Genomic DNA, 19,208 nt, shown 5'->3' on the forward strand with positions numbered 1-19,208 from the left:
AGAGATTATGACTGGTACGACGTGGCATTTACTTAGAACTGAATCGACTTCCCCGGCCGAAAATATGGCGATTGATGAAGCCATCGCCAATTGGGTCGCGAAGGGAGAGCTCAAACCGACGCTTCGTTTTTATTCATGGGCACCTCATGCAATCAGCGTCGGACGTTTCCAGCGAGCGACGCGTGACTTGGACCGGGACGCCCTCAAAGCGAACAATATTCCGGTCGTTCGTCGCTTAACAGGGGGACGTGCCGTGTTGCATGCGGATGAGTTGACGTATAGCGTCATCTTGCCTGAATCGACCCCTGCCCTCCCGACGAATATCATCGAGAGCTATCGCCTACTCACGGAAGGGATTCGTCGCGGATATCACGAACTCGGCGTCCCCGCCGAATTTTCGGTACCATTGACGGAAGAGGATCGCGAAGCGCTCCGCAAACCAAAATCGGCCGTCTGCTTCGATGCTGCTTCATACTATGAGCTTGCTGTCGACGGGAAGAAGATCGCGGGTAGTGCACAAGTGCGCCATCAAGGGGCCGTGCTTCAACATGGTTCGATTCCTCTCTCCGTCGATGATGAGGTGTTGTTTGACTGTTTCGCGATGGATGAGACGGAGAAACACGAAGCCAAAACCCGCTTCAGCGAAAAAGCCGTCGCCTTGAACGACACGTTAAAGCGTTTCGTTTCCTTTGACGAAGTAGCGGCCGCATTCGAGACCGGTTTCAAGGACGCGTTCTCGTTAACGTTCGAACCGCTTGTCTTCACGAAAGAACAGCAAGCCGAAATCGATTTGCTCGTCAAGAAGTACGAGAGTGATGAATGGGTCTGGAAACGCTAAAAAGATTGTCCCTTTTTTACAGGGGACAATCTTTTTTATGCCGTGTTTGTTCGGCGCAAGAGATGGCGCACTTCTCGGAACGTGACGAATGTTTTGTTGTTCGCATCATACAATTTGTAGCGTAACGATTTCAAACTTGAAAACAGTCCGATTGTCGTCGCCCGTTGTAACGGCGGTGTCGACGTATGTGCTTTTTCTAGATGGTAGTTCGGCACGCGTGGACTCAGATGGTGGACATGATGGAATCCGATATTACCCGTCACCCATTGAAGCACTTTCGGCAACTCGTAATACGAGCTTCCTTCGATGGCCGCCTTTACATAATCCCATTCCTGCTCATCTTCAAAATAGGAATCTTCGAACGTATGCTGAACATAGAACAACCAAATTCCGAGCACACCGGCGATGAACATCGTCGTTCCTTGTACAATCAAGAACGCTTGCCAACCGATCAGATAGATGAGCACGCTATATAGGACGACGAGAGAAATATTGATGAGATACGTATTTTGTCGTTCTTTTTTCCGCGCGTCCTTTCGGTTGAAACGACTCGTGACGAGAATAAGCCAAAGTGGTCCGAGACCGAACATAACGAGCGGATGACGATATAGGCGATACTTTAGACGAGTCCATTTTGACGCTTCGATATACTCCTCAATCGTCATGACCCAGATGTCGCCGACACCCCGTTTATCCAAATTCCCACTCGATGCATGATGAATCGCATGCTCTCGTTTCCACTTCTCGTATGGAAATAACGTCAAGACCCCTGTAATGGTTCCGACAATCGCGTTCGCCTTCTTATTTTTAAAGAATGAACCGTGTGTGCAGTCATGGAAGATGATGAACATCCGCACGACAAATCCTGCTGCAATCAACGTGAACGGCAATGTCAGGAAAATCGAGACACTTAGTAGTTGGTACGCTAAAAACCACGATACGAGAAACGGTAAAATCGTATTGATCATCTGCCGCACACTGATCCGAATATCGGACTTTTCAAACGGCGAGACGTGCTTTCTTAATTGGGCAATCTTTTCTTTACTCATAACAACCTCCTTGAATTCAACAGCGTCACAACGCAAAAATATAGATAAAACCAACAACCAACGTTGTTCAATGTGAATTCATGGATCGGAAGTATTCCCTATCAAGAATTAACACTAGGTCATTATATCACGTATAAAACTTATGTGGTGAAAATTCAGAAAAAAGACTCGCCCCTATCTTTAGAGACAAGTCTAACTGATTCATTGTTGCGTATAGATGGAAACCGAGCCACCGTTGACGAAGAACTCGCCCCAACCGTCCGCATTGATCGTCACGAGACGTCCGTTATTTCCTGTCATGTCTTTCCACACTTCCCCTGCATTCTGTTTTCCGACATACATCCATTTCGATCCGCCTGGTCCGTCCGATAAAATCGTTGCAAGACCAGACTTCGCACGGTCCGTCACTCCTTCACGTGTCCATCCGATGACGTCTTGGTGATTGATGTAATCATGTTGTGTGCCGTAGGCGAAATCTTTACGCGCTTTCAAAATGGGTTGAAGCGACGCTGACATATTCGGTATTTCACGGTTCGTCGCCCCTTTCGTTCCATAATAATCTCCGTAGAATAGTGCTGGATACCCTTGACCACGTGTCATGATGGTCGCGTAGGCAAGCGGTTTGAACCAATTCGCGACTGTTGACTCAAGTGACTGTCCTGGTTGCGAATCATGATTGTCGACAATCGTCACAGCGAGTGTTGGGTGCTGCTCGACGACCGTACCTTTTAAAATGTTCCGCATGTCATAGTAACCGCCACCATTCCCTGCCGCTTGGAAATTGTAATGGAGTGGTACATCGAATACGGAATGAGTGTAGCCCGTCTTGGCCAAGTAATCATTGATGGCCCCTAAGTCATTCTTCCAATACTCCGCAACAGTGAACATCTCTTTTCCGGTTGCCTGACGAACACTCGTCACCCATTCCTTTAAGTATGAATGATTGATATGCTTCACCGCATCCAGTCGGAAGCCGTCCAATCCAAGCGAATCCGCGTACCATTTCCCCCAGTTTTTCATCTCCTGACGTACTTCCGGATGCTCAAAATCGACATCGGCGTACATCAAGTAGTCATAGTTCCCGTTCTCACCCGACACTTCACTATCCCATGCTTTACCCGTACTCTTGAATTTGTAGATTCGGCTCAGACTTCGTGATTGATCCCAGTCGGTCCCATCAAAATGATACCAACGCCACTTGAACGGCGAGTATGTATTGTTCCGTCCAGCAAAATTGAATCCAGTCCAGGCAGAAATGGCATATTCCCCAGACGTCTCTTGATTCCGGTTAGAAGGATTGACCTCGACAGCTTGAACAGATTCGGTATAATCCGCTCCGCCTTTATGGTTCATGACGACATCCCCATATACGCCAATCCCTTTCCCGCGTAAGTTGGAGATGGCCGACTGTAGCTGCGCTTTTGTTCCATACTTTGTCCGAGTCGTTCCTTTTTGATTAAATTCTCCAAGGTCATACAGATCATACGCCCCGTATCCAACATCATTTTGTGATGTCCCTTTATACGCTGGTGGGATCCAAACGGTCGAGATCCCGATATCTTTTAAGTGCTGCGAATCGTTCGAGAGTCGGTTCCAGTGTTGGCCATCGTTTGGAACATACCATTCAAAGTATTGCATCATCGTACCGTTCTGTGGGGTCGCTGCTTGTGCGACCGGTTGCCCCGAAAGCAGTGCAATCGATGTCACTCCAGCTAGGACAGCAATCCCTTGTCGTTTCTTCAACATCCTTCATTCCTCCTCAAATAGTTAATGAAAGCGCTTGCATTAATTATTGTGAATGATTTTTAATTTGTTGCATAGATAGACACTAAAAAACAGTTCTCTCTCCCTAACTATTTCTCATTCGAATAGTTCAGTCGAACGAAACAAAGACGGATGGCTTGTGCCATCCGCCTAGTCATCCTTCCCGGCTAATTCGTTTGCGTTTGAAACGGTAGCCGATGTACGGAAGTCCTGTAAACACGAGACCGATTGTCACGAGTAGTTGAATCCCAATCAATATTGTCTCGACAACGGTTGGCCAATCAAACTGAAACAACGAAAAGAGTGCAATCCATAAAATACCTAGGATGAGCGCAGCTCTTCCCATCTGACGCTCCATATCATGATATTTTTCCTCTGTTGTTTCGACATCCGAGTAAATCGGCTTGGCATCTCGATCTCCTTTGAAAATATGAATCTCATCCCCGGTTGATGTGACATGTTCCCACCCGCTCGACGCAAACAGGTCAAAGTAGTCTTCGTCTGGACGAGTACGATAGTCCAAACTATACTGAACGTCTTCCGGTTCCCCTTCAACGAGCGTGTATCCTAGCGGGGCAAACTTCTTCAAATGCCATCCCTTGGCCGCCATTCGTTCTAGTTTCCGCATCTCACGCTCTTCAGCAAACGCCAATCCCCAGCTCGACATATACTTTTGTCTCATCTTGATCCCTCCATATCCAAAATGGCACAGGCATCTTCGACCATCGCCTGTCGTCTCTTCACATCATCCGTTAAAATCGAGCGGCCTTTATTCGTGATTCGATAGTTCTTTTTCTTTCCGTCCCCATCCATCGGTTCAATCAGTTCGGCGTTCAACAACTTTTTGATAATCGTATACATCGAAGCCGGACCAATTTGCATTCGCCCTCGCGTGGTCTCTTCGACAAATTGCATGACTAAATAGCCATGACGCGGCGTCGTGAGCGCCAATAGGATATAAAACATACTATCCGTCAGTTCCCCTAACTCTAATGAGTCCGTTCGCGGCATCTTTCCACCTCCTATATCATTGAATGATATATTTCTTATACTCAATATATATCGTTAAATGATATATGTCAATAAATGATATAAAAAAAGCCGCACCCTTTTAGGTATGCGACTTCAAGATAAACGGTTTTAACTAGTGACATAGTCTAAATCATGCAAGATATACGCCAGGAAGAAAATCATGCTTGGATTCTCATATCGCATCTGGACTTTACGGAGCTGCTCGCGATACGTGACCTCATACTCGGCCCCGTTCATCTTCCGCTCCATGTTCATCTTGATGAGCGCATCAAGCTTGTCCATCATGTCGACGAGCATTCCCTCATACGTATCGTCTTTCGAGTCAGCCATATATCGACGGAACGCCGGTTGCATATACTCAGGCAACAGTCCAAGCAGACGTTCACTTTCTGCTCGCTCGTATGCCTCAAACGCAGCCCCCGTCTCTTGCGTCGAATGTTTGACTGGACCGAGTACGTCTCCGGTCACCCCTTCAACTAAATCGTGACAGAGAAGACGAGCCACGAGTTCGGCGACATCGACATCGACGTCGTACTTCTCACGCTCTAAGAGCCCACTGAACATACCGAGCGCGGCAGCCCGGAAACCATGAATCGCATCGTTGTCGTCAATCGTGTTAAAGCGACCTTTCCAGCGACGGACACTATCCATCCGCATGACGTTCTCGATGAATCGCAACACATCCGTTTCTGCCTCGACCTGGTCGAACAGCCAGCGGACCGAATCAATCGGATGATGTCGGAGTGCGGCTTTCATCTCTTCTAGCTTGTCATCAAAGTGCGGAGAGCCGTGCGCGACTTCTCGTCGCACGAACAACATCGCATCGAACGAATCAATTCCGTCCACGATTCGACCTTCGAACGAATCATCTTCCGCTTCCACCACGAAACGATGAAAGTGAGGACGTAATGATTGCGACAGCAGCTCGACAAGACCGAGACTCGCTGTTCGTTCCATACGCTCGATGTGACCGATCAAGGTCGGTTCTTTTTTCGTCCGGTGCATGATCGGGCCCGTCTGGACTTCATTCATGTCGTGGAAAATGGCTTTCCCGAGTAAATCGAGCAAATCGACTTCACGTCCGTTCTCTTTTTCCACATAAGCCGCGATCAAGCTAAAGACCGCGACACGAAAGCTATGACTCGCTGCGTTATCATGATAATGGGGGGCATATTCATCCCACCGTTGCACGTTTTGCATACGTGTCATCTTTCGGATAAACGTTCCGTTATGCATGGTTTCACTCCTTACGATAATCGTTCAAATACATCGTCATGACAGACGACATATAACATGTCTGTTTCCTGAAGCGGCAAATCGAGCATCGTCGCCACATCCAAGCGGTCATTGACCGCGATGAGTGTCACCCCTGATTTAAGTAACGCTGTATTTGCTTGTCGAACATTCTGCCACTCGACTTTTGGTTTCAACGCTTGAATGTTCCCACCTGACTGTTTGCTCAACAACTGACGGAAAATTGCTGTCGTTCCAGGTTGTAACGTCGCTTTTGCCATCAAGAGGGAGACCGAGTCGTTCGCTAAAATAAAATCGTCGACGCGGACGTGTTTAAATTTCGAGATATTTCTTTCTTCACACACTTCGACGACCGTGTGCAAGTCCACCTGATACTCAGAAGAGAGTGCCTCGACCGCTGACGCGATTAATAACGACTTCCCATCGGCGAGTAACGTCTCCGTGATACGGGCATCCGCAAAAATCGCGACGCGTCGCGCCTTCAAGACGTTTGCTTGCAGCAATACCGCTTCATCCGAAGCATCGCCTGATACGAAGTGAACTTGATCGTGCACGTACGGTTCCTCAACTAACTGATCAATCAATACGATCTCTGCTTTCGGTTCGTAGTTAAGCACTTCATCGATTGCTTTCTTCGTCTTCGGGGACCACCCGATATACACATAATGTCCTTCTCCACGATACACTAGTCTTCCCTCCCGTTTTAGCCGTTGAAACGTCGCACCGATTTCAACCAATTTTCCAATCAACGCCCCGATAATCCCAATCCCGAATAGGAATAAGAATATCCCGAGCCATCGCCCTGCCACGGAGGACGGATAAAAGTCCCCGTATCCGACGGTCGTCAATGTCGTCATCGTCCACCAGAACGAATCAAACAGTGATCCGAATGTCTCTGGTTCTAAAACATAACCGAGCACGGTTCCTAAGATAATGATGCCAATCGAAGCTAAGACGACATTCAAAAATGATAATTTCGCTAACCCTTTCCACACACGAAATAAGATATGCACTGTTTCCCCCTCCTTCTCTCTTATATACTAAACGTAACCACAAAAAGATTCACGAAACCATTTTGATGGTGATTCCGTATAAGAAGAAAAAAGGAAGGACTGACTTATGAACTCCATCGTCTTAGAGTATCGTCTCTATAAAAATGAATTATCGTTCGAACCACTATACCATTACACGTCTCTCGGCTTAGACGAAGTGCTAGCTCGTCGTGAATGTGAGTTTTTCGTCAAAGACGGCATGACCTACAAACAACGCTCGTCTGCCCTTGAAGGCGATCAATACTTTTTAATTTATGTCGATTGCTATACAGAGGGACCGATGGACAAGCACGAAACGAGCGACATCAAAGTCGAAATCCGCACGCTCGACGACCGGTTTGACAACCCATTACTCGAAGCCTATTACGTCGACCGCCACCTTGATGCACTCGCCATGCTCGGAAGCCAATACTTGTATGTCGCCGGTAAAGAATATGAGCGCGATTCAGCAGAAACAGATGAAGATCGTGGTGTGTATGTTATCTACGTCACACCGACTGGTTATGAATTGGAGGAATCAACATGAAGACAAGCAAGAAAATTTTAAGCGGACTATCCGTTGCAGTATTGACCACTTCCCTTGCCGCGTGCGGTGGGGATGAATATGAAGAGGCGGCACTCCCGGAAGAACCGACCGGATACGAATGTGACGATTGGGACTGGGATGACGAGACCGAGTCGTATTATTGTGACGACGACCGCTCTCCGCACTATGGTAGCTACTTCTTACTCGGTAGCCTGTTCCGCTCAAAAAATGCGTTGAAGAGCTCTTCGTCGTATAAGACGTACAAAGCCAACGGTGGTGCGACCGGTGCCGTATCGAACGGCTCAAATTCAGGATCGTCAAAATCTGGACTCGGCAGTGGCTCTAAAGGTGGATTCGGCGGATGACGCGTGACGAACTTTACAGTCAAATCCCTTATTTTTGGCCCGATTTAAACGATGAAGAATATGCCTTATATGATTGTTTTGAGATGACCGCCTCGCAGGTTGCCTCTATCCGAGAGGCAACCGAGGCGGTTGACTCGATTTTTCGGAAGACGAATCAATTATTACGCACCCTACCTGACGAAACGCTCCGACTGCTTGGTTACCCTGATGCGAGTCTGCCGTTCTTACGGGAGAAGACGATACCGCAGGAGACGATCATCGGTCGTTACGACTGGATCATGAAAGATGATCAACTCAAGTTGATGGAGTTCAATGCAGATACGCCGACCTTCATTAAGGAGCTGTTTGATGTGAACGGCGTGGTCGCTTCCGAGTTTGGTCTACTCGACCCGAACAGGGAAGCCACCCCCCAACTGAAAATTGAGCTGCGGAAAGCGATCGTCGCCGCGTGGAATCGACTCAAACGAGAAGGCACACCGAAAATCGTTTTTACGGCACATGATGATAACATCGAAGACAAGTGGACGGCACGATTTTTACAAGAAACGCTCGACGTACCGTCTGAATTCGTACCGTTGCACACTTTACTCGTCGACGAAGACGGCGTCTACACACCATCGGGTGAGCGAATTGACATCTTATATCGCCAAACATATCCGATTGAGCACCTTGTGGACGACCGGGCTCCAGACGGAGACTTGATTGGCATTCGGTTACTTGAACTCGATCAACAAAAATACGTGTCACTGCTCAATCCCCTCTCTGCGTTTCTCATGCAATCGAAAGGCGTACAGGCGCTGATTTGGGAATTGTATGAGACCGAGACACTATTCGATCAAGCCGAGCGCGACATCATCGGAACATATTTTTTACCGACTTACTTAGAAGACACACCGTTTCTCGGTGAATCGGACTATGTCAAAAAGCCGGCATTCGGACGTGAAGGGGACTCCGTCATCTTGTATACGAAAGATGGTCAACCGTTTCATCGCGAAACATTACAGACGTATGCGGAAGAAACGGCCGTGTACCAACAGTTCATCGAACTCCCGACACGGATGACGACAACCGTCAAAGGTCGTATAGAGACACATTACATGGTCGGATGTTTTTGCTTGAACGGACACCCATCCGCACTCGGTGTCCGCGCCGGCAGCATGATCACGAACAACCAATCTTATTACTTAGCCGTTGGCACACCTATACAAAAGGAGACGAACTCATGACATTCATCACACTCGATTCAATCTTAAGCTTCCTGGCCCACCTCGGGACAGGATTCGGTCTCATTCTCGCGGGACTCATCATCTTCGCACTAACGACCAAATATTCGGAACGCAAGTTAATCAAAGAAGGCAACATGGCTGTCGCGTTGAAACTTTGGGGGAAAGCACTAGGACTCGCCATCGTCATTTATACAGTCTGGGCGAACAGCGTCAACTTGCTCGATGCGTTCATCTGGGGACTCGTCGGTATCGCCGCCCAAGTATTGGCGTTCTGGACGTTTGAATACATCCTTACACCAGGCGTGAATTTAGAAAAAGAAGTCGAGAATGGCAACATGGCCATCGGTTTCAGCTTGTTCGCCGCATCACTCGTCGTCGGGATCATCGTCGCCGCGAGCTTGACGTACTAATCAAACACCCCATGCACGCATTTGCGAAGCATGGGGTGTTCGTATTTATAAAAGTCAGGAGGAACAATCATGTCGAAGCGAATCATCTTACTCACAATCGTTTCCGGTCTCATCATCGTAGCCATCGCAGTCGGTGTCGGACTTTACACCTACACTAACATTCAGGCTGGTGACTCATACGAAAATGCCGAAAAAGAAATGAATCGTTATATGACGACGAACAATTGGTATACGTTTGAAATTCATAATATGGAACAGTCCGTTCTCTCTTTTTACACAAATGAAGACCGCTCCGTCATCGGTCTAGCTGAGATTGATGTTGAAACAGGGAACTTAGGGTCTGTCACGAAACAAACAGAGCCGAATCAGCCTTTTGATTTCGTTATCCTTCGAGTTGAAGACATGGAGTACATCGGTGTTCACCTTAAAGAGCGACCGGAAGATGTCGTCTATTTACGGTTAAACGGTGACGATGTCTCAAAAGATTTTCTTGTAAACGATCCCGAAATTGAAAGCTACACCATGACATATGTCATTGAAACAACACAACCGTCAGATGGTTCGTGGTCACTTGAAACATTGGATGCCAACAAACAAGTCATACATTCAAGTAAACTTACGGAATAACCTATATTGTGCATCAAGACGACTTTTTCCAGTCGTCTTTTTTAGTTGGTCGCAAGAACTCCAGACGGTCCGAAAAATTCATATCGTGCCTGTGGAATAGCGCGAACGACCGTTTCCATCATCGCATTCGGTCCGCACGTATAAACATCATGCCCTTCCACATCAAGTTCCTCAAGGTGTGACTTATTCATGCAACCCGATACGTCATCTGCATGTGTGAGCAGATGAAGCCCTTCCTTCACGAGTTCATCGAGTTCGTCTCCGAGTGGACGAAGGTCCATACTCCGAACCGCGTGCAATAACGTGACAGGACGTCCTTGTTCGAGTGCCGTCTTCGCCATGTTGAAGAGGGGCGTAATCCCGATTCCTCCCGCGATGAGTGTGAGCGGACGTTCAGACGTTTCAAGGATGAATTCTCCTGCTGGTGCGCTCATCGGGACTTCTGTTCCGATCGTCTGTTCATGGAGCCAGTTTGAGACGAGTCCCTCCGCTTTCGGCGCAATCCAGTAGCCGTCTTCTGTCGTCTCGATGACACTATATTGACGGTGATGTAGGATGTCCTCTCCTGCAATGCGCGCTTGAACCGAGACATATTGTCCTGGGATGGCTGTGCCAATAACTCCATCTTTCGCGACGAGACGGAATCGTTTCACTTCAGGTGTATCTACTATGATTTCTTCGATGACGAACGGTTTGAATCCGACCCATGGCGCGTCATCATACATTTTTTTCTCGAGTGAGATGAAGACATCGGCAATCACACCGTAAGCTTTTGCCCATGCATCGATGATGTCAGGTGTTGCAGCTTCACCGAGTACGTCTTGAATCGCCGCAAGCAAGTTCTCACCAACGATCGGATAATGCTCCGGGCGGATGTTCAAACTTTTATGTTTATGAAGTGCTGGTTGGATGGCAGGAAGAATCGCTTCGAGTCGGTCGATATGAAGCGCAGCCGCATAGACCGCGTTCGCGAGTGCTTCCGGCTGACGTCCTCGCTTTTGGTTCGTATGGTTGAAGAAGTGACGAACTTCTGGATTTTGTTCAAACATTCGTTGATAAAAATGCTTCGTGATCGTCACACCATTTTCTTTCAAAACTGGTGCCGTCGCCTTTACAATCTCAATCGTTTGTTGATCTAACATGTGAATTTCCCCCTTTTGTTTTGTACACGTTCATTATGTGAGTCAAGTCACTTTAAAGCAATATATTAAATACTTGTTTAAAGTAGATTTCACGTTTCTGACTTATTTTCGCCATCACCCTTTCACATTTGTTCGAATCGCACTTTTTTGGATTGTCTTGTACAATGAAACGAGAGGTGATGATGGATGAGACTCACGCAAACATGTGACTACGCACTGCGAACGTTGATGTATAGCGCTACGTTTTCACATCGGCTCGTCACGATTCAAGAAGTGGCAGACCAATATAACATCTCCAAAAACCATGTCATGAAGGTCGTATATGAGCTTGGGAAACATGGTTATTTGGAATCGGTGCGTGGTCGAGGCGGCGGCTTTCGACTCGCACGACCGATGGATGACATCAATGTAGGGGAAGTCGTTCGGACGATGGAACCGTTCGAACTCGTGGAATGCTTCGGGGAAGGCCGATGCGTCATCGCACCTGCCTGTGATTTACGAGGTGTTTTGAATGAAGCCATGTTGGCGTTTCTTCATGTACTCGATCGTTACACGATTGCGGATCTCGTCGTCAACCGAACGAACGAACTCGCCATGTTATTAGGCGTACAAAACCCGACGGACTGAAATGGTCCGTCGGGTTTTCCGCTTACAAAGACTTTAGTTTTGATTCGATTTCTGCTCGCTTTGACTCAAGAAACGGAGGCAAGGCTAATCGCTCTCCGAGTCTCTCAAGCGATTCATCCATCGCAAATCCCGGTTCATCTGTTGCCAGTTCCACTAAGATTCCGCTCGGTTCGCGGAAGTAAATCGACTGAAAATAGTAACGGTCAATAAGACCAGAGTGGCTGATTCCGTGTGCGTCAAGCTTCTCGATCCACTTCGTCATATCGTCTGTTTCTTCCACTCGAATCGCCACATGATGCACACTCCCTCGCCCTGGTCGTTCCGATGGCAAATCCGGCCGATCGACGAGATGAATCTCTGTTGCCACACCACCCTCGCCCGTCTCAAAGACACGCACGTCATGTCCATCCCGTTCAAATGTCGTTACATATCGATAGCCAAGCACTTCTGTCAGCACCCGTGCCGTCTTGTCAATCCGCCGTACCGTCCACTCACTGAATCCGAGACCGAAGATGCCGAGGTCCGTTGGCACTGGACCTTTGCTCCAAGGTGTCCCGCTCCCTCCTTCTACAAGACAGAGACGTTGACCCTCATGATCTTCGAACGAAAGGGTCGCCCTTCCTAAAACCGACTCGATTTCTCCGTAAGATACATCGAACGCGTCAAAACGCTCCTGCCAGTACGCGAGCGCTCCATCCGGCACCCTGAATGCTGTCCGGGAAATACTGCTTGACCCTCGATACGTCTGTCCGAGAAACGGTAACTCAAAGAACGTCAAATCGGTTCCAGGCGTACCCATCTCGTCTGCATAGAACAAGTGATACATCGATGGGTCATCCTGGTTAACCGTCTTTTTGACGAGCCGCATCCCTAGTATTTCCGTGTAGAATCGCAAGTTCTTCTTAGCATCCCCGGTCATCGCTGACACGTGATGTTGTCCACTAATCACCTTCATCCCTCATCTCCCCTTTCGACTATATCGTTATTGTATCATCCCCAAATGAGTAAAGTCCTCTTTACATTATGTAAAGTTTGTTTTACACTAGTGGTAGAAACTAGAAATGAGGTGGCACGATGCCATTAGTCAACCGCGTGAAAGAACTGCGTGCCCGGCACCAGTTAACCCAAGGCGACCTGGCCGAAAAGGTCGGTGTGACGAGACAGACGATCATCTCGCTCGAGAAAGGCAGCTACACACCGTCACTCATGCTGGCGATGCACATCGCACGGGTGTTCGAGGAACCGGTCGAATCTATATTCACAATCGAGGAGGAAAGAAAATGAAACACGTTGTCGTTCAGTCTATTTCCAGCATCATCCTGTATGTCCTGATGGCATTTCTATTCAGCTCATTTTTATCCGATGTGTCGAAGACCGTCAGCGAGTCTGACCGATTCTTAATTGAATTCAATCTGCTTCCACTACTTTTACTCGTTGTTTTTGGCATTGTTTGGACAGTCTATTCGTTTAACTCCCGGCCGAACAAGCAGTTGAGCTTCACTCAATGGTCTGTCCGCATGACTGAATTTAGTGAAGTCGATGAGCGTGAACAAATCATCACAGTGAAAGCGACAAAAGCGGCATACATCTCGTTCGGCATCTCCGTTCCTATTTTTATGGGGTCGTTTATGTTCTATCCGTTGTTTGAAGATACACTTCCCGCCTATCCGATCTATGCACTCGCTTCAACGCTCATCATCGCGACACTCGTCTATATGACGACTTGGATTCGCGGTTATCGACATTAAGGAATTCATCACGAATTCCTTTTTTTGTGTCCATTTTTCATCGATTCGGCTATCATGATTGCCAATTCTATTACACCGTGCTTATATATAACTAAATGGTTATATAAAGAATGTAAGGAGTCTTGCTTTGTGAAAACCGTCGATTTGACGATTGGAAACGTGCAACGCGTCATTCTGGCTCTTGCCCTTCCGCTCGTCGGTAGCTCGTTATTACAGTTTACGTATAGTCTCGTCGACATGTTTTGGGTCGGTGCGCTCGGGAGTGATGCTGTGGCAAGTATCGGTGCGGCTAGTTTTTATATCATGCTCGGACAGGCGATTCAATCGTTGATTGTCGTTGGTGCCGGCATCAAAGTATCACAAGCTGTCGGGAGACGTGACCTCAATTCGGTTCAGCGTCATGTCCGGGCCAGCAGGCGTCTGAATCTAACACTCGGTCTTTCGTACGCCTCACTACTAATTGTGTTCGGTCATACCCTCATCGGCTTTTTGAATATGGGTGCCCCCGCTGTGGAGCAACTTGCGTATGAATATTTATTCGTCAGCGCGCCGATGCTCATCTTTTCTTTCTTTAATTTGCTGTTTGCTCGTCTATTCAGTGCATATGGCAATACGACAACAGCGATGCGAATCAATGCGACAGGTGTCATCCTCAATATGATTCTCTCCCCGATTTTCATTTATCCATTCCAACTCGGTGTGATCGGGGCTGCTCTTGCAACACTTGTCGCCAACGTCATGATGTTCGGATTGTTTTGGCACCGCGCTCGTACATTATTCAATTGGGATGAAGTCGTTCAGCCGACTCGAGCTGACTATAAAGAAATCATCCGTCTTGGTTTTCCGATGGCAACCCAACGGATTTTGTTCACGGTAATCAGTATTTTTCTTGCCCGCATGATTGGCTCATACGGGACGGAAGCGATTGCGGCACAGCGCATCGGACTTCAAATCGAATCGATTGCCTACATGATGATTGGTGGCTTGAACGGAGCAATGGCTAGCTATACCGGTCAAAACCTCGGGGCACGAAAAGTAGATCGTGTTTATGAAGGTTACTGGGTAACGACCCGACTCGGGATGGTTTACACAGGATTCATTATGTTGTTCTTTTTATTCGTCCCAGATTTACTCATTGGTCTATTCGTCGATGACGTTCGAACCATCGAAATTGGGGCGAGCTACTTGCGAATTATCGGCATTTCGCTCGTCTTCTCATCGATTGAAATGATCGGAAACGGATACTTCTCAGGACTCGGATTACCGAAAATCCCCGCGACCATCTCGATTATTTTCACAGTGGCCCGTATCCCGCTCGCATTTTTTCTTGAGCCTTATCTCGGAATCGATGCTATCTGGTGGAGTATCACCATCTCAAGTATTACAAAAGGGCTTGTCTCTGCCCTCTTTGTCCGACTAACGAAAAAGGAAGTGATTTCCCTTGCAGAAGCAGTTTAATCAACTACCCCACCATCTCATCACAAGTGGAAAATTTGCCATCGAGCGAGAAATGTTACGAGTCACGTCAGAAGGCACACTAGCTGTTACGAAGCATCCAAAAGCACTCGGTCATAAAGCGACACATCCATATATCACGACCGACTTTTCTGAAAGTCAAATTGAGCTTGTCACTCCGACGTTTCCGACGATTGAGGCGGCACATCATTTCTTAGAAACGCTTTACGACATCACGGCGCTCAACATAGGCGATGAACGCCTTTGGCCACAATCGATGCCATGTGCCTTGCCGGAAGGTGGTACGATTCCACTCGCTGATTTTGGTGTGTCCGGAATAGAGGCTAGCCGTTATCGTGAGCATCTGCTCCAAAAATATGGTGCGAAAAAACAACTCATTTCTGGAATCCATTTCAACTTTTCATTTTCCGATGAGATGTTATCCGCATTATACGAAGGATCCCCTGAACAATATCGACACTTCAAAGATCACCTATATTTGAAGTTAGTTCGTCAATATTTACGAATGCGTTGGCTCATCGTCTATTTGCTCGGTGCTACACCAGCCGTTCATGTGAGTTATGAAGAACAATGTGTCAGTCAGATGCAAGCGCTCCATGTAGACACTTTTTCAAATAAACAAGCATTGTCCTATCGGAATAGCGACTGTGGGTATACGAATGTTGAACCACTTTATCCAAATTATGCGACACTCTCTAGTTATATAGATGATGTAAGATGGTTCATTACCAAAGGCGAGATTGCCAATCCGAACGAACTCTACTCCCCCATCCGATTGAAAACATCGAAAGGTGGTAACGACTTAAATCAACTCGAGGCACACGGTATCGATTACATTGAAATTCGCAATATCGATTTGAATCCGTTTGAAAAGACCGGAATTGCTCGTTCAGATTTACGGTTCCTTCATCTGTTTTTGTTGTACTTGACCTTTACTGAGGAGACATCTCATGTCGATTGGCAAGCTGAAGCGTACAATAATCAACAACGTGTCGCCAAAGAAGGCATGTCTCCCGCAAGCATATTGACTCGAGATGGTTACGCCATACCTTTACACACGTACGCGACAGAACTTCTCGACGCCATCGATTCGTTCAACACACACTATGACCTCGGCTTCGAAGATGTCTTTCCCGCTGTACGCGAAAAAATTGATCACGTGGACAGGACGTACGCTTCCCGATTAAAGACGATTATGATCGAGACAGGTTATCACGCATGGTCCCTCGCCCAAGCAGAACACTTTTATGAGGACGCCTATGTAAATCGTTTTCGCATTCACGGTTATGCCGACCTGGAACTGTCTACTCAAATCTTAATGAAATCCGCAATTAAACGTGGTTATCGTGTCGATGTCATCGATCGTTCTGACCAGTTCATTCGGATTCGAAACGGCAAACACGAAGAATACGTCAAACAGGCAACGAAAACATCAAAAGACAATTATGTTTCCGTCTTAATGATGGAGAATAAAACGGTGACAAAGTTTGTACTCGCAGAGCATGGCATTCGTGTCCCTGAAGGGGTAGAACTTCAAGAGGAATCGGATTTATCTCAGGCATGGCATTCATTTTCAAAACAACCCATCGTCTTAAAGCCGAAGTCTACAAACTTCGGAGTCGGTATTCACATTTTTAAAGACGGAGCGACGTATGAGGAAGCACTGTCTGCATTTCAGTATGCGAAAACGTTTGATGATGTCGTTTTACTTGAGACATTCTTACCCGGAAAAGAATATCGCTTCCTCGTCATCGGGGATGATGTCGCGGGCATCCTCCATCGTGTCCCGGCGAACGTCACTGGAGATGGCACCTCTTCTATCCGTCAACTCGTTGCGACAAAAAATGAAGACCCGTTACGCGGAAAAGGATACAAGACACCGCTCGAGAAAATCGAAATCGACGAGGTCGTCATCTCATTTTTACGTGCTCAAGGCAAGACCCCCGATAGTATTCCCGCTCTCGATGAGCGTGTCTTCTTACGCGAAAACTCTAATATCAGTACCGGCGGAGATAGTATCGACTATACGGATCAAATTTCTGACATCTATAAGCGTATTGCTGTCGATGCCGCTAAGTCAGTCGGGGCAACCATCTGTGGTGTCGATATGATGATTCCCTCTCTCGATGATGCGCAAATCGAATACGGTATCATCGAATTGAATTTTAATCCCGCCATCCATATCCACGCTTTTCCTTATGAAGGAAAAGAACGACCGATTGGTGAGATGCTACTTGATTTATTGTTTAAATATTGAGTATTCCTGTTTCGGAATATTCCTAATTGGGAATATTCAAAATAAGAGGACGGTGACGAAAAATGGAAGAGAGATTGGCTTCTTTGTTTCAAGCGTTAGCCGACCCGAACCGGTTGCGGATGATCGAATTGTTACGGAAACAAGAGTGGACGGTCGTAATGATGGCAAATCAGCTTGGGATCAGTCAACCGCAGACATCGAAACACTTGCGAATTCTGTATGATGCAGGTCTCGTCACAGTAACCATTGATGCCAATCGAAGACGTTATGCACTCAAGTCTCAAGCACTCGAACCGTTAGATGCTTGGCGGACCTATATGGCTCGGGAAACAGAGCGACTCGATCGATTGGAGACGTTTTTAGCGGAGTCACAGCGAGAGGAGAATGGATCATGAGTACGGTTAAATCACATGTAGAGGGCACGACATTGATTATGGAACGTCTATTCAAGGCACCACGCCAACTTGTATTTGAAGCATTCTCGACACCTGCACATTTAGAGAAATGGTGGGGACCGTCCGGATGGGAGACGAAAGTATACAGCTTCGACTTCAAACCGGGGGGGATTTGGCATTATTGCATGACTTGTGTCGACAAAGAACAAGGTGACTTTTATGGTATGGAATCATGGGGCAAATCAACCTTTATCGACATCGATCCATACTCCCGAATCGTCTATACGGATGCATTCTCGGATGCGGACGGACACGTCAATCCGGACTTGCCTGTCATGACGATCACAAATGAATTTCTCGATACATCGGAAGGCACGTTATTCATTAGTCGCTCCGAATTCCCGAATGAAGAGGCTCTCCAACAAGTCGTCGAAATGGGCGCTGTCGAAGGGTTCACTTCCCAACTCGATCGTCTCGAAGCGATTGTAACGCAGTAACACAATCAGGCACCGTCCTCGTAATGGAGGCGGTGCCTGATTGCGTTCAAAACAAGAAGTAGCTCACGACGAGGATTAGTGAAAAGATGAAGACCATCCCAATTGCCAAAGCAATGAGACTCATCTTCGCAGATTTGAATTGTTGCGTGTTGATCGTATGCACTTTTTTCAAATAGGAATGGGTTCTACAAGAATTGTACTGATGCCGAACAAAATCGATGACATCCCGATTGCTGAGATCAATTGATGTTCTGCACCACTCAAATTCTCGCTTCGATAATAATGAAAGTTCGTCACTAAGAAACCAATCCCGATTACGGTAATCGCAGTACGAATCCATGCGAGGAACGTCCGCTCGTTTGCTAGGTGCTGCTGGATATATTGCGAATCGATTGTTTTTTCTACTTCTACTTTCATTCTTTCAATCATCCTTCCATTTCAATTGCGCTCTCAATTCCCTCAGATAGCTGAGATGGATCGCTATTTTTCGACATATAACATAGATGGGGAATCTTCATGTATACGATTGAAATAGCATTTGAAATCTTATCGAAGAACAAACTTACCAGCCATAAGAAGACCTTTTACAACCAGCTACGAAAAGGCGCGATTTAGCCAGAACTGTTCGAGTCACCTAGGAATTGCTATCGGATTAATGAGACGACGCTCAAGCAATCGATCAAAGAAAATATGCCTGAAGAATGGAAGACGTATCCGGAATTAGTGATAGGGGATGCTCAGGATTATCAAGAATGAAGATGAGGTTCTTCATCACGTCGAAAAGATATCGCGGCAATAAAAGAACGAGAACGCATTAAAACGTGGCATCAAGTGGTCGCGCGCTAGTTATAGGAGAAGACTTGTCAAGTCGTAAGTTGGTGCGGAACGCTGTCGACAAATACACTATTCAAAAGAGTTTGACC

The 19,208-nt window shown here is 47.0% G+C and carries 22 protein-coding genes; 13 read left to right on the forward strand and 9 right to left on the reverse strand.

What is annotated here, in order from left to right; genetic code table 11:
• Positions 1–7 precede the first annotated feature (7 nt).
• The gene (locus OKS35_RS09750; RefSeq protein WP_214685372.1) at positions 8–838 is read left to right on the forward strand and encodes a biotin/lipoate A/B protein ligase family protein; all 831 of its coding nucleotides are present in this window, start codon (positions 8–10) and stop codon (positions 836–838) included.
• A gap of 35 nt (positions 839–873) precedes the next feature.
• Here the strand turns inward: OKS35_RS09750 and OKS35_RS09755 are convergent, their stop codons facing one another.
• The 6 genes from OKS35_RS09755 to OKS35_RS09780 form a co-directional block, all read right to left on the reverse strand.
• On the reverse strand, positions 874–1,887 hold the full coding sequence (locus OKS35_RS09755; protein ID WP_264092953.1) for a fatty acid desaturase: 1,014 nt from the start codon (positions 1,885–1,887) through the stop codon (positions 874–876).
• A gap of 201 nt (positions 1,888–2,088) precedes the next feature.
• Positions 2,089–3,630 carry an alpha-amylase gene (gene amyS / locus OKS35_RS09760; protein WP_413815721.1) on the reverse strand — a complete coding sequence of 514 codons (1,542 nt, stop codon included), beginning with the start codon at positions 3,628–3,630 and terminating at the stop codon, positions 2,089–2,091.
• A 175-nt stretch (positions 3,631–3,805) separates the two neighbouring features.
• On the reverse strand, positions 3,806–4,333 hold the full coding sequence (locus tag OKS35_RS09765; RefSeq protein WP_196431312.1) for a DUF2812 domain-containing protein: 528 nt from the start codon (positions 4,331–4,333) through the stop codon (positions 3,806–3,808).
• Complete coding sequence (locus OKS35_RS09770; protein WP_012727454.1) at positions 4,330–4,662, reverse strand: PadR family transcriptional regulator; 333 nt, start codon at positions 4,660–4,662, stop codon at positions 4,330–4,332. The genes OKS35_RS09765 and OKS35_RS09770 overlap by 4 nt, the downstream gene beginning before the upstream one ends.
• 129 nt (positions 4,663–4,791) lie before the next feature.
• The gene (locus OKS35_RS09775) at positions 4,792–5,919 is read right to left on the reverse strand and encodes a YfbR-like 5'-deoxynucleotidase (RefSeq protein WP_078147724.1); all 1,128 of its coding nucleotides are present in this window, start codon (positions 5,917–5,919) and stop codon (positions 4,792–4,794) included.
• Positions 5,920–5,930: 11 nt separating this feature from the next.
• Complete coding sequence (locus OKS35_RS09780) at positions 5,931–6,950, reverse strand: potassium channel family protein (RefSeq protein WP_264092955.1); 1,020 nt, start codon at positions 6,948–6,950, stop codon at positions 5,931–5,933.
• A gap of 106 nt (positions 6,951–7,056) precedes the next feature.
• On the opposite strand from OKS35_RS09780, the gene OKS35_RS09785 reads away from it, so the two are divergent.
• From OKS35_RS09785 to OKS35_RS09805, 5 genes are all read left to right on the forward strand, one after another.
• Positions 7,057–7,515, forward strand: coding sequence for a hypothetical protein (locus OKS35_RS09785; protein ID WP_264092956.1), 459 nt, complete (start codon positions 7,057–7,059; stop codon positions 7,513–7,515).
• Positions 7,512–7,880: a hypothetical protein gene (locus OKS35_RS09790; protein ID WP_012727458.1), complete on the forward strand. Its 369-nt coding sequence runs from the start codon at positions 7,512–7,514 to the stop codon at positions 7,878–7,880. Before OKS35_RS09785 ends, OKS35_RS09790 begins: the two co-directional genes overlap by 4 nt.
• The gene (locus OKS35_RS09795; protein WP_264092957.1) at positions 7,877–9,106 is read left to right on the forward strand and encodes a glutathionylspermidine synthase family protein; all 1,230 of its coding nucleotides are present in this window, start codon (positions 7,877–7,879) and stop codon (positions 9,104–9,106) included. Before OKS35_RS09790 ends, OKS35_RS09795 begins: the two co-directional genes overlap by 4 nt.
• Entirely contained in the window at positions 9,103–9,516 is a 414-nt protein-coding gene (locus OKS35_RS09800; protein WP_012727460.1) for a DUF350 domain-containing protein, read from the forward strand. Before OKS35_RS09795 ends, OKS35_RS09800 begins: the two co-directional genes overlap by 4 nt.
• Before the next feature lie 69 nt (positions 9,517–9,585).
• Entirely contained in the window at positions 9,586–10,143 is a 558-nt protein-coding gene (locus tag OKS35_RS09805; protein WP_031422108.1) for a hypothetical protein, read from the forward strand.
• Between the two features lie 41 nt (positions 10,144–10,184).
• Here OKS35_RS09805 and OKS35_RS09810 read toward each other — a convergent pair whose 3' ends face one another.
• On the reverse strand, positions 10,185–11,285 hold the full coding sequence (locus OKS35_RS09810) for a globin domain-containing protein (RefSeq protein WP_264092958.1): 1,101 nt from the start codon (positions 11,283–11,285) through the stop codon (positions 10,185–10,187).
• A 186-nt stretch (positions 11,286–11,471) separates the two neighbouring features.
• Between OKS35_RS09810 and OKS35_RS09815 the strand changes: the two genes are divergently transcribed.
• Positions 11,472–11,912 carry an RrF2 family transcriptional regulator gene (locus OKS35_RS09815; RefSeq protein ID WP_012727463.1) on the forward strand — a complete coding sequence of 147 codons (441 nt, stop codon included), beginning with the start codon at positions 11,472–11,474 and terminating at the stop codon, positions 11,910–11,912.
• Positions 11,913–11,934: 22 nt separating this feature from the next.
• Here the strand turns inward: OKS35_RS09815 and OKS35_RS09820 are convergent, their stop codons facing one another.
• A complete protein-coding gene (locus OKS35_RS09820) occupies positions 11,935–12,867 on the reverse strand; it encodes a ring-cleaving dioxygenase (RefSeq protein ID WP_264092959.1) in 933 nt (310 codons plus the stop codon).
• A gap of 119 nt (positions 12,868–12,986) precedes the next feature.
• Here OKS35_RS09820 and OKS35_RS09825 point away from each other — a divergent pair, with 119 nt between their 5' ends.
• The 6 genes from OKS35_RS09825 (at position 12,987) to OKS35_RS09850 (ending at position 18,285) form a co-directional block, all read left to right on the forward strand.
• A complete protein-coding gene (locus OKS35_RS09825; RefSeq protein ID WP_074035697.1) occupies positions 12,987–13,196 on the forward strand; it encodes a helix-turn-helix transcriptional regulator in 210 nt (69 codons plus the stop codon).
• Complete coding sequence (locus OKS35_RS09830) at positions 13,193–13,660, forward strand: hypothetical protein (RefSeq protein WP_264092960.1); 468 nt, start codon at positions 13,193–13,195, stop codon at positions 13,658–13,660. Before OKS35_RS09825 ends, OKS35_RS09830 begins: the two co-directional genes overlap by 4 nt.
• A 129-nt stretch (positions 13,661–13,789) precedes the next feature.
• Positions 13,790–15,118 carry an MATE family efflux transporter gene (locus OKS35_RS09835; protein WP_264092961.1) on the forward strand — a complete coding sequence of 443 codons (1,329 nt, stop codon included), beginning with the start codon at positions 13,790–13,792 and terminating at the stop codon, positions 15,116–15,118.
• Positions 15,102–17,393 (forward strand): bifunctional glutamate--cysteine ligase GshA/glutathione synthetase GshB, encoded by a 2,292-nt coding sequence (gene gshAB, locus OKS35_RS09840; protein ID WP_264092962.1) that lies wholly within the window; start codon positions 15,102–15,104, stop codon positions 17,391–17,393. Before OKS35_RS09835 ends, gshAB begins: the two co-directional genes overlap by 17 nt.
• Before the next feature lie 62 nt (positions 17,394–17,455).
• A complete protein-coding gene (locus OKS35_RS09845) occupies positions 17,456–17,788 on the forward strand; it encodes an ArsR/SmtB family transcription factor (protein WP_031422096.1) in 333 nt (110 codons plus the stop codon).
• Positions 17,785–18,285, forward strand: coding sequence for an SRPBCC family protein (locus OKS35_RS09850; RefSeq protein WP_159563031.1), 501 nt, complete (start codon positions 17,785–17,787; stop codon positions 18,283–18,285). The genes OKS35_RS09845 and OKS35_RS09850 overlap by 4 nt, the downstream gene beginning before the upstream one ends.
• 168 nt (positions 18,286–18,453) lie before the next feature.
• Here OKS35_RS09850 and OKS35_RS09855 read toward each other — a convergent pair whose 3' ends face one another.
• Complete coding sequence (locus OKS35_RS09855) at positions 18,454–18,702, reverse strand: YidH family protein (protein WP_236548954.1); 249 nt, start codon at positions 18,700–18,702, stop codon at positions 18,454–18,456.
• Positions 18,703–19,208 lie beyond the last annotated feature (506 nt).

The sequence above is a fragment of the Exiguobacterium sp. N5 genome (genome assembly GCF_025842465.1).
GTDB lineage: Bacteria > Bacillota > Bacilli > Exiguobacteriales > Exiguobacteriaceae > Exiguobacterium > Exiguobacterium profundum.

Excerpts from the sequence above, each read along its gene's own strand:
- OKS35_RS09750 (WP_214685372.1), top strand. The coding sequence starts at position 8 with ATGACTGGTACGACGTGGCATTTACTTAGAACTGAATCGACTTCCCCG.
- OKS35_RS09755 (WP_264092953.1), bottom strand. The coding sequence starts at position 1,887 with ATGAGTAAAGAAAAGATTGCCCAATTAAGAAAGCACGTCTCGCCGTTT.
- OKS35_RS09765 (WP_196431312.1), bottom strand. The coding sequence starts at position 4,333 with ATGAGACAAAAGTATATGTCGAGCTGGGGATTGGCGTTTGCTGAAGAG.
- OKS35_RS09770 (WP_012727454.1), bottom strand. The coding sequence starts at position 4,662 with ATGCCGCGAACGGACTCATTAGAGTTAGGGGAACTGACGGATAGTATG.
- OKS35_RS09775 (WP_078147724.1), bottom strand. The coding sequence starts at position 5,919 with ATGCATAACGGAACGTTTATCCGAAAGATGACACGTATGCAAAACGTG.
- OKS35_RS09785 (WP_264092956.1), top strand. The coding sequence starts at position 7,057 with ATGAACTCCATCGTCTTAGAGTATCGTCTCTATAAAAATGAATTATCG.
- OKS35_RS09790 (WP_012727458.1), top strand. The coding sequence starts at position 7,512 with ATGAAGACAAGCAAGAAAATTTTAAGCGGACTATCCGTTGCAGTATTG.
- OKS35_RS09795 (WP_264092957.1), top strand. The coding sequence starts at position 7,877 with ATGACGCGTGACGAACTTTACAGTCAAATCCCTTATTTTTGGCCCGAT.
- OKS35_RS09800 (WP_012727460.1), top strand. The coding sequence starts at position 9,103 with ATGACATTCATCACACTCGATTCAATCTTAAGCTTCCTGGCCCACCTC.
- OKS35_RS09805 (WP_031422108.1), top strand. The coding sequence starts at position 9,586 with ATGTCGAAGCGAATCATCTTACTCACAATCGTTTCCGGTCTCATCATC.
- OKS35_RS09810 (WP_264092958.1), bottom strand. The coding sequence starts at position 11,285 with ATGTTAGATCAACAAACGATTGAGATTGTAAAGGCGACGGCACCAGTT.
- OKS35_RS09815 (WP_012727463.1), top strand. The coding sequence starts at position 11,472 with ATGAGACTCACGCAAACATGTGACTACGCACTGCGAACGTTGATGTAT.
- OKS35_RS09820 (WP_264092959.1), bottom strand. The coding sequence starts at position 12,867 with ATGAAGGTGATTAGTGGACAACATCACGTGTCAGCGATGACCGGGGAT.
- OKS35_RS09825 (WP_074035697.1), top strand. The coding sequence starts at position 12,987 with ATGCCATTAGTCAACCGCGTGAAAGAACTGCGTGCCCGGCACCAGTTA.
- OKS35_RS09830 (WP_264092960.1), top strand. The coding sequence starts at position 13,193 with ATGAAACACGTTGTCGTTCAGTCTATTTCCAGCATCATCCTGTATGTC.
- OKS35_RS09845 (WP_031422096.1), top strand. The coding sequence starts at position 17,456 with ATGGAAGAGAGATTGGCTTCTTTGTTTCAAGCGTTAGCCGACCCGAAC.
- OKS35_RS09850 (WP_159563031.1), top strand. The coding sequence starts at position 17,785 with ATGAGTACGGTTAAATCACATGTAGAGGGCACGACATTGATTATGGAA.
- OKS35_RS09855 (WP_236548954.1), bottom strand. The coding sequence starts at position 18,702 with ATGAAAGTAGAAGTAGAAAAAACAATCGATTCGCAATATATCCAGCAG.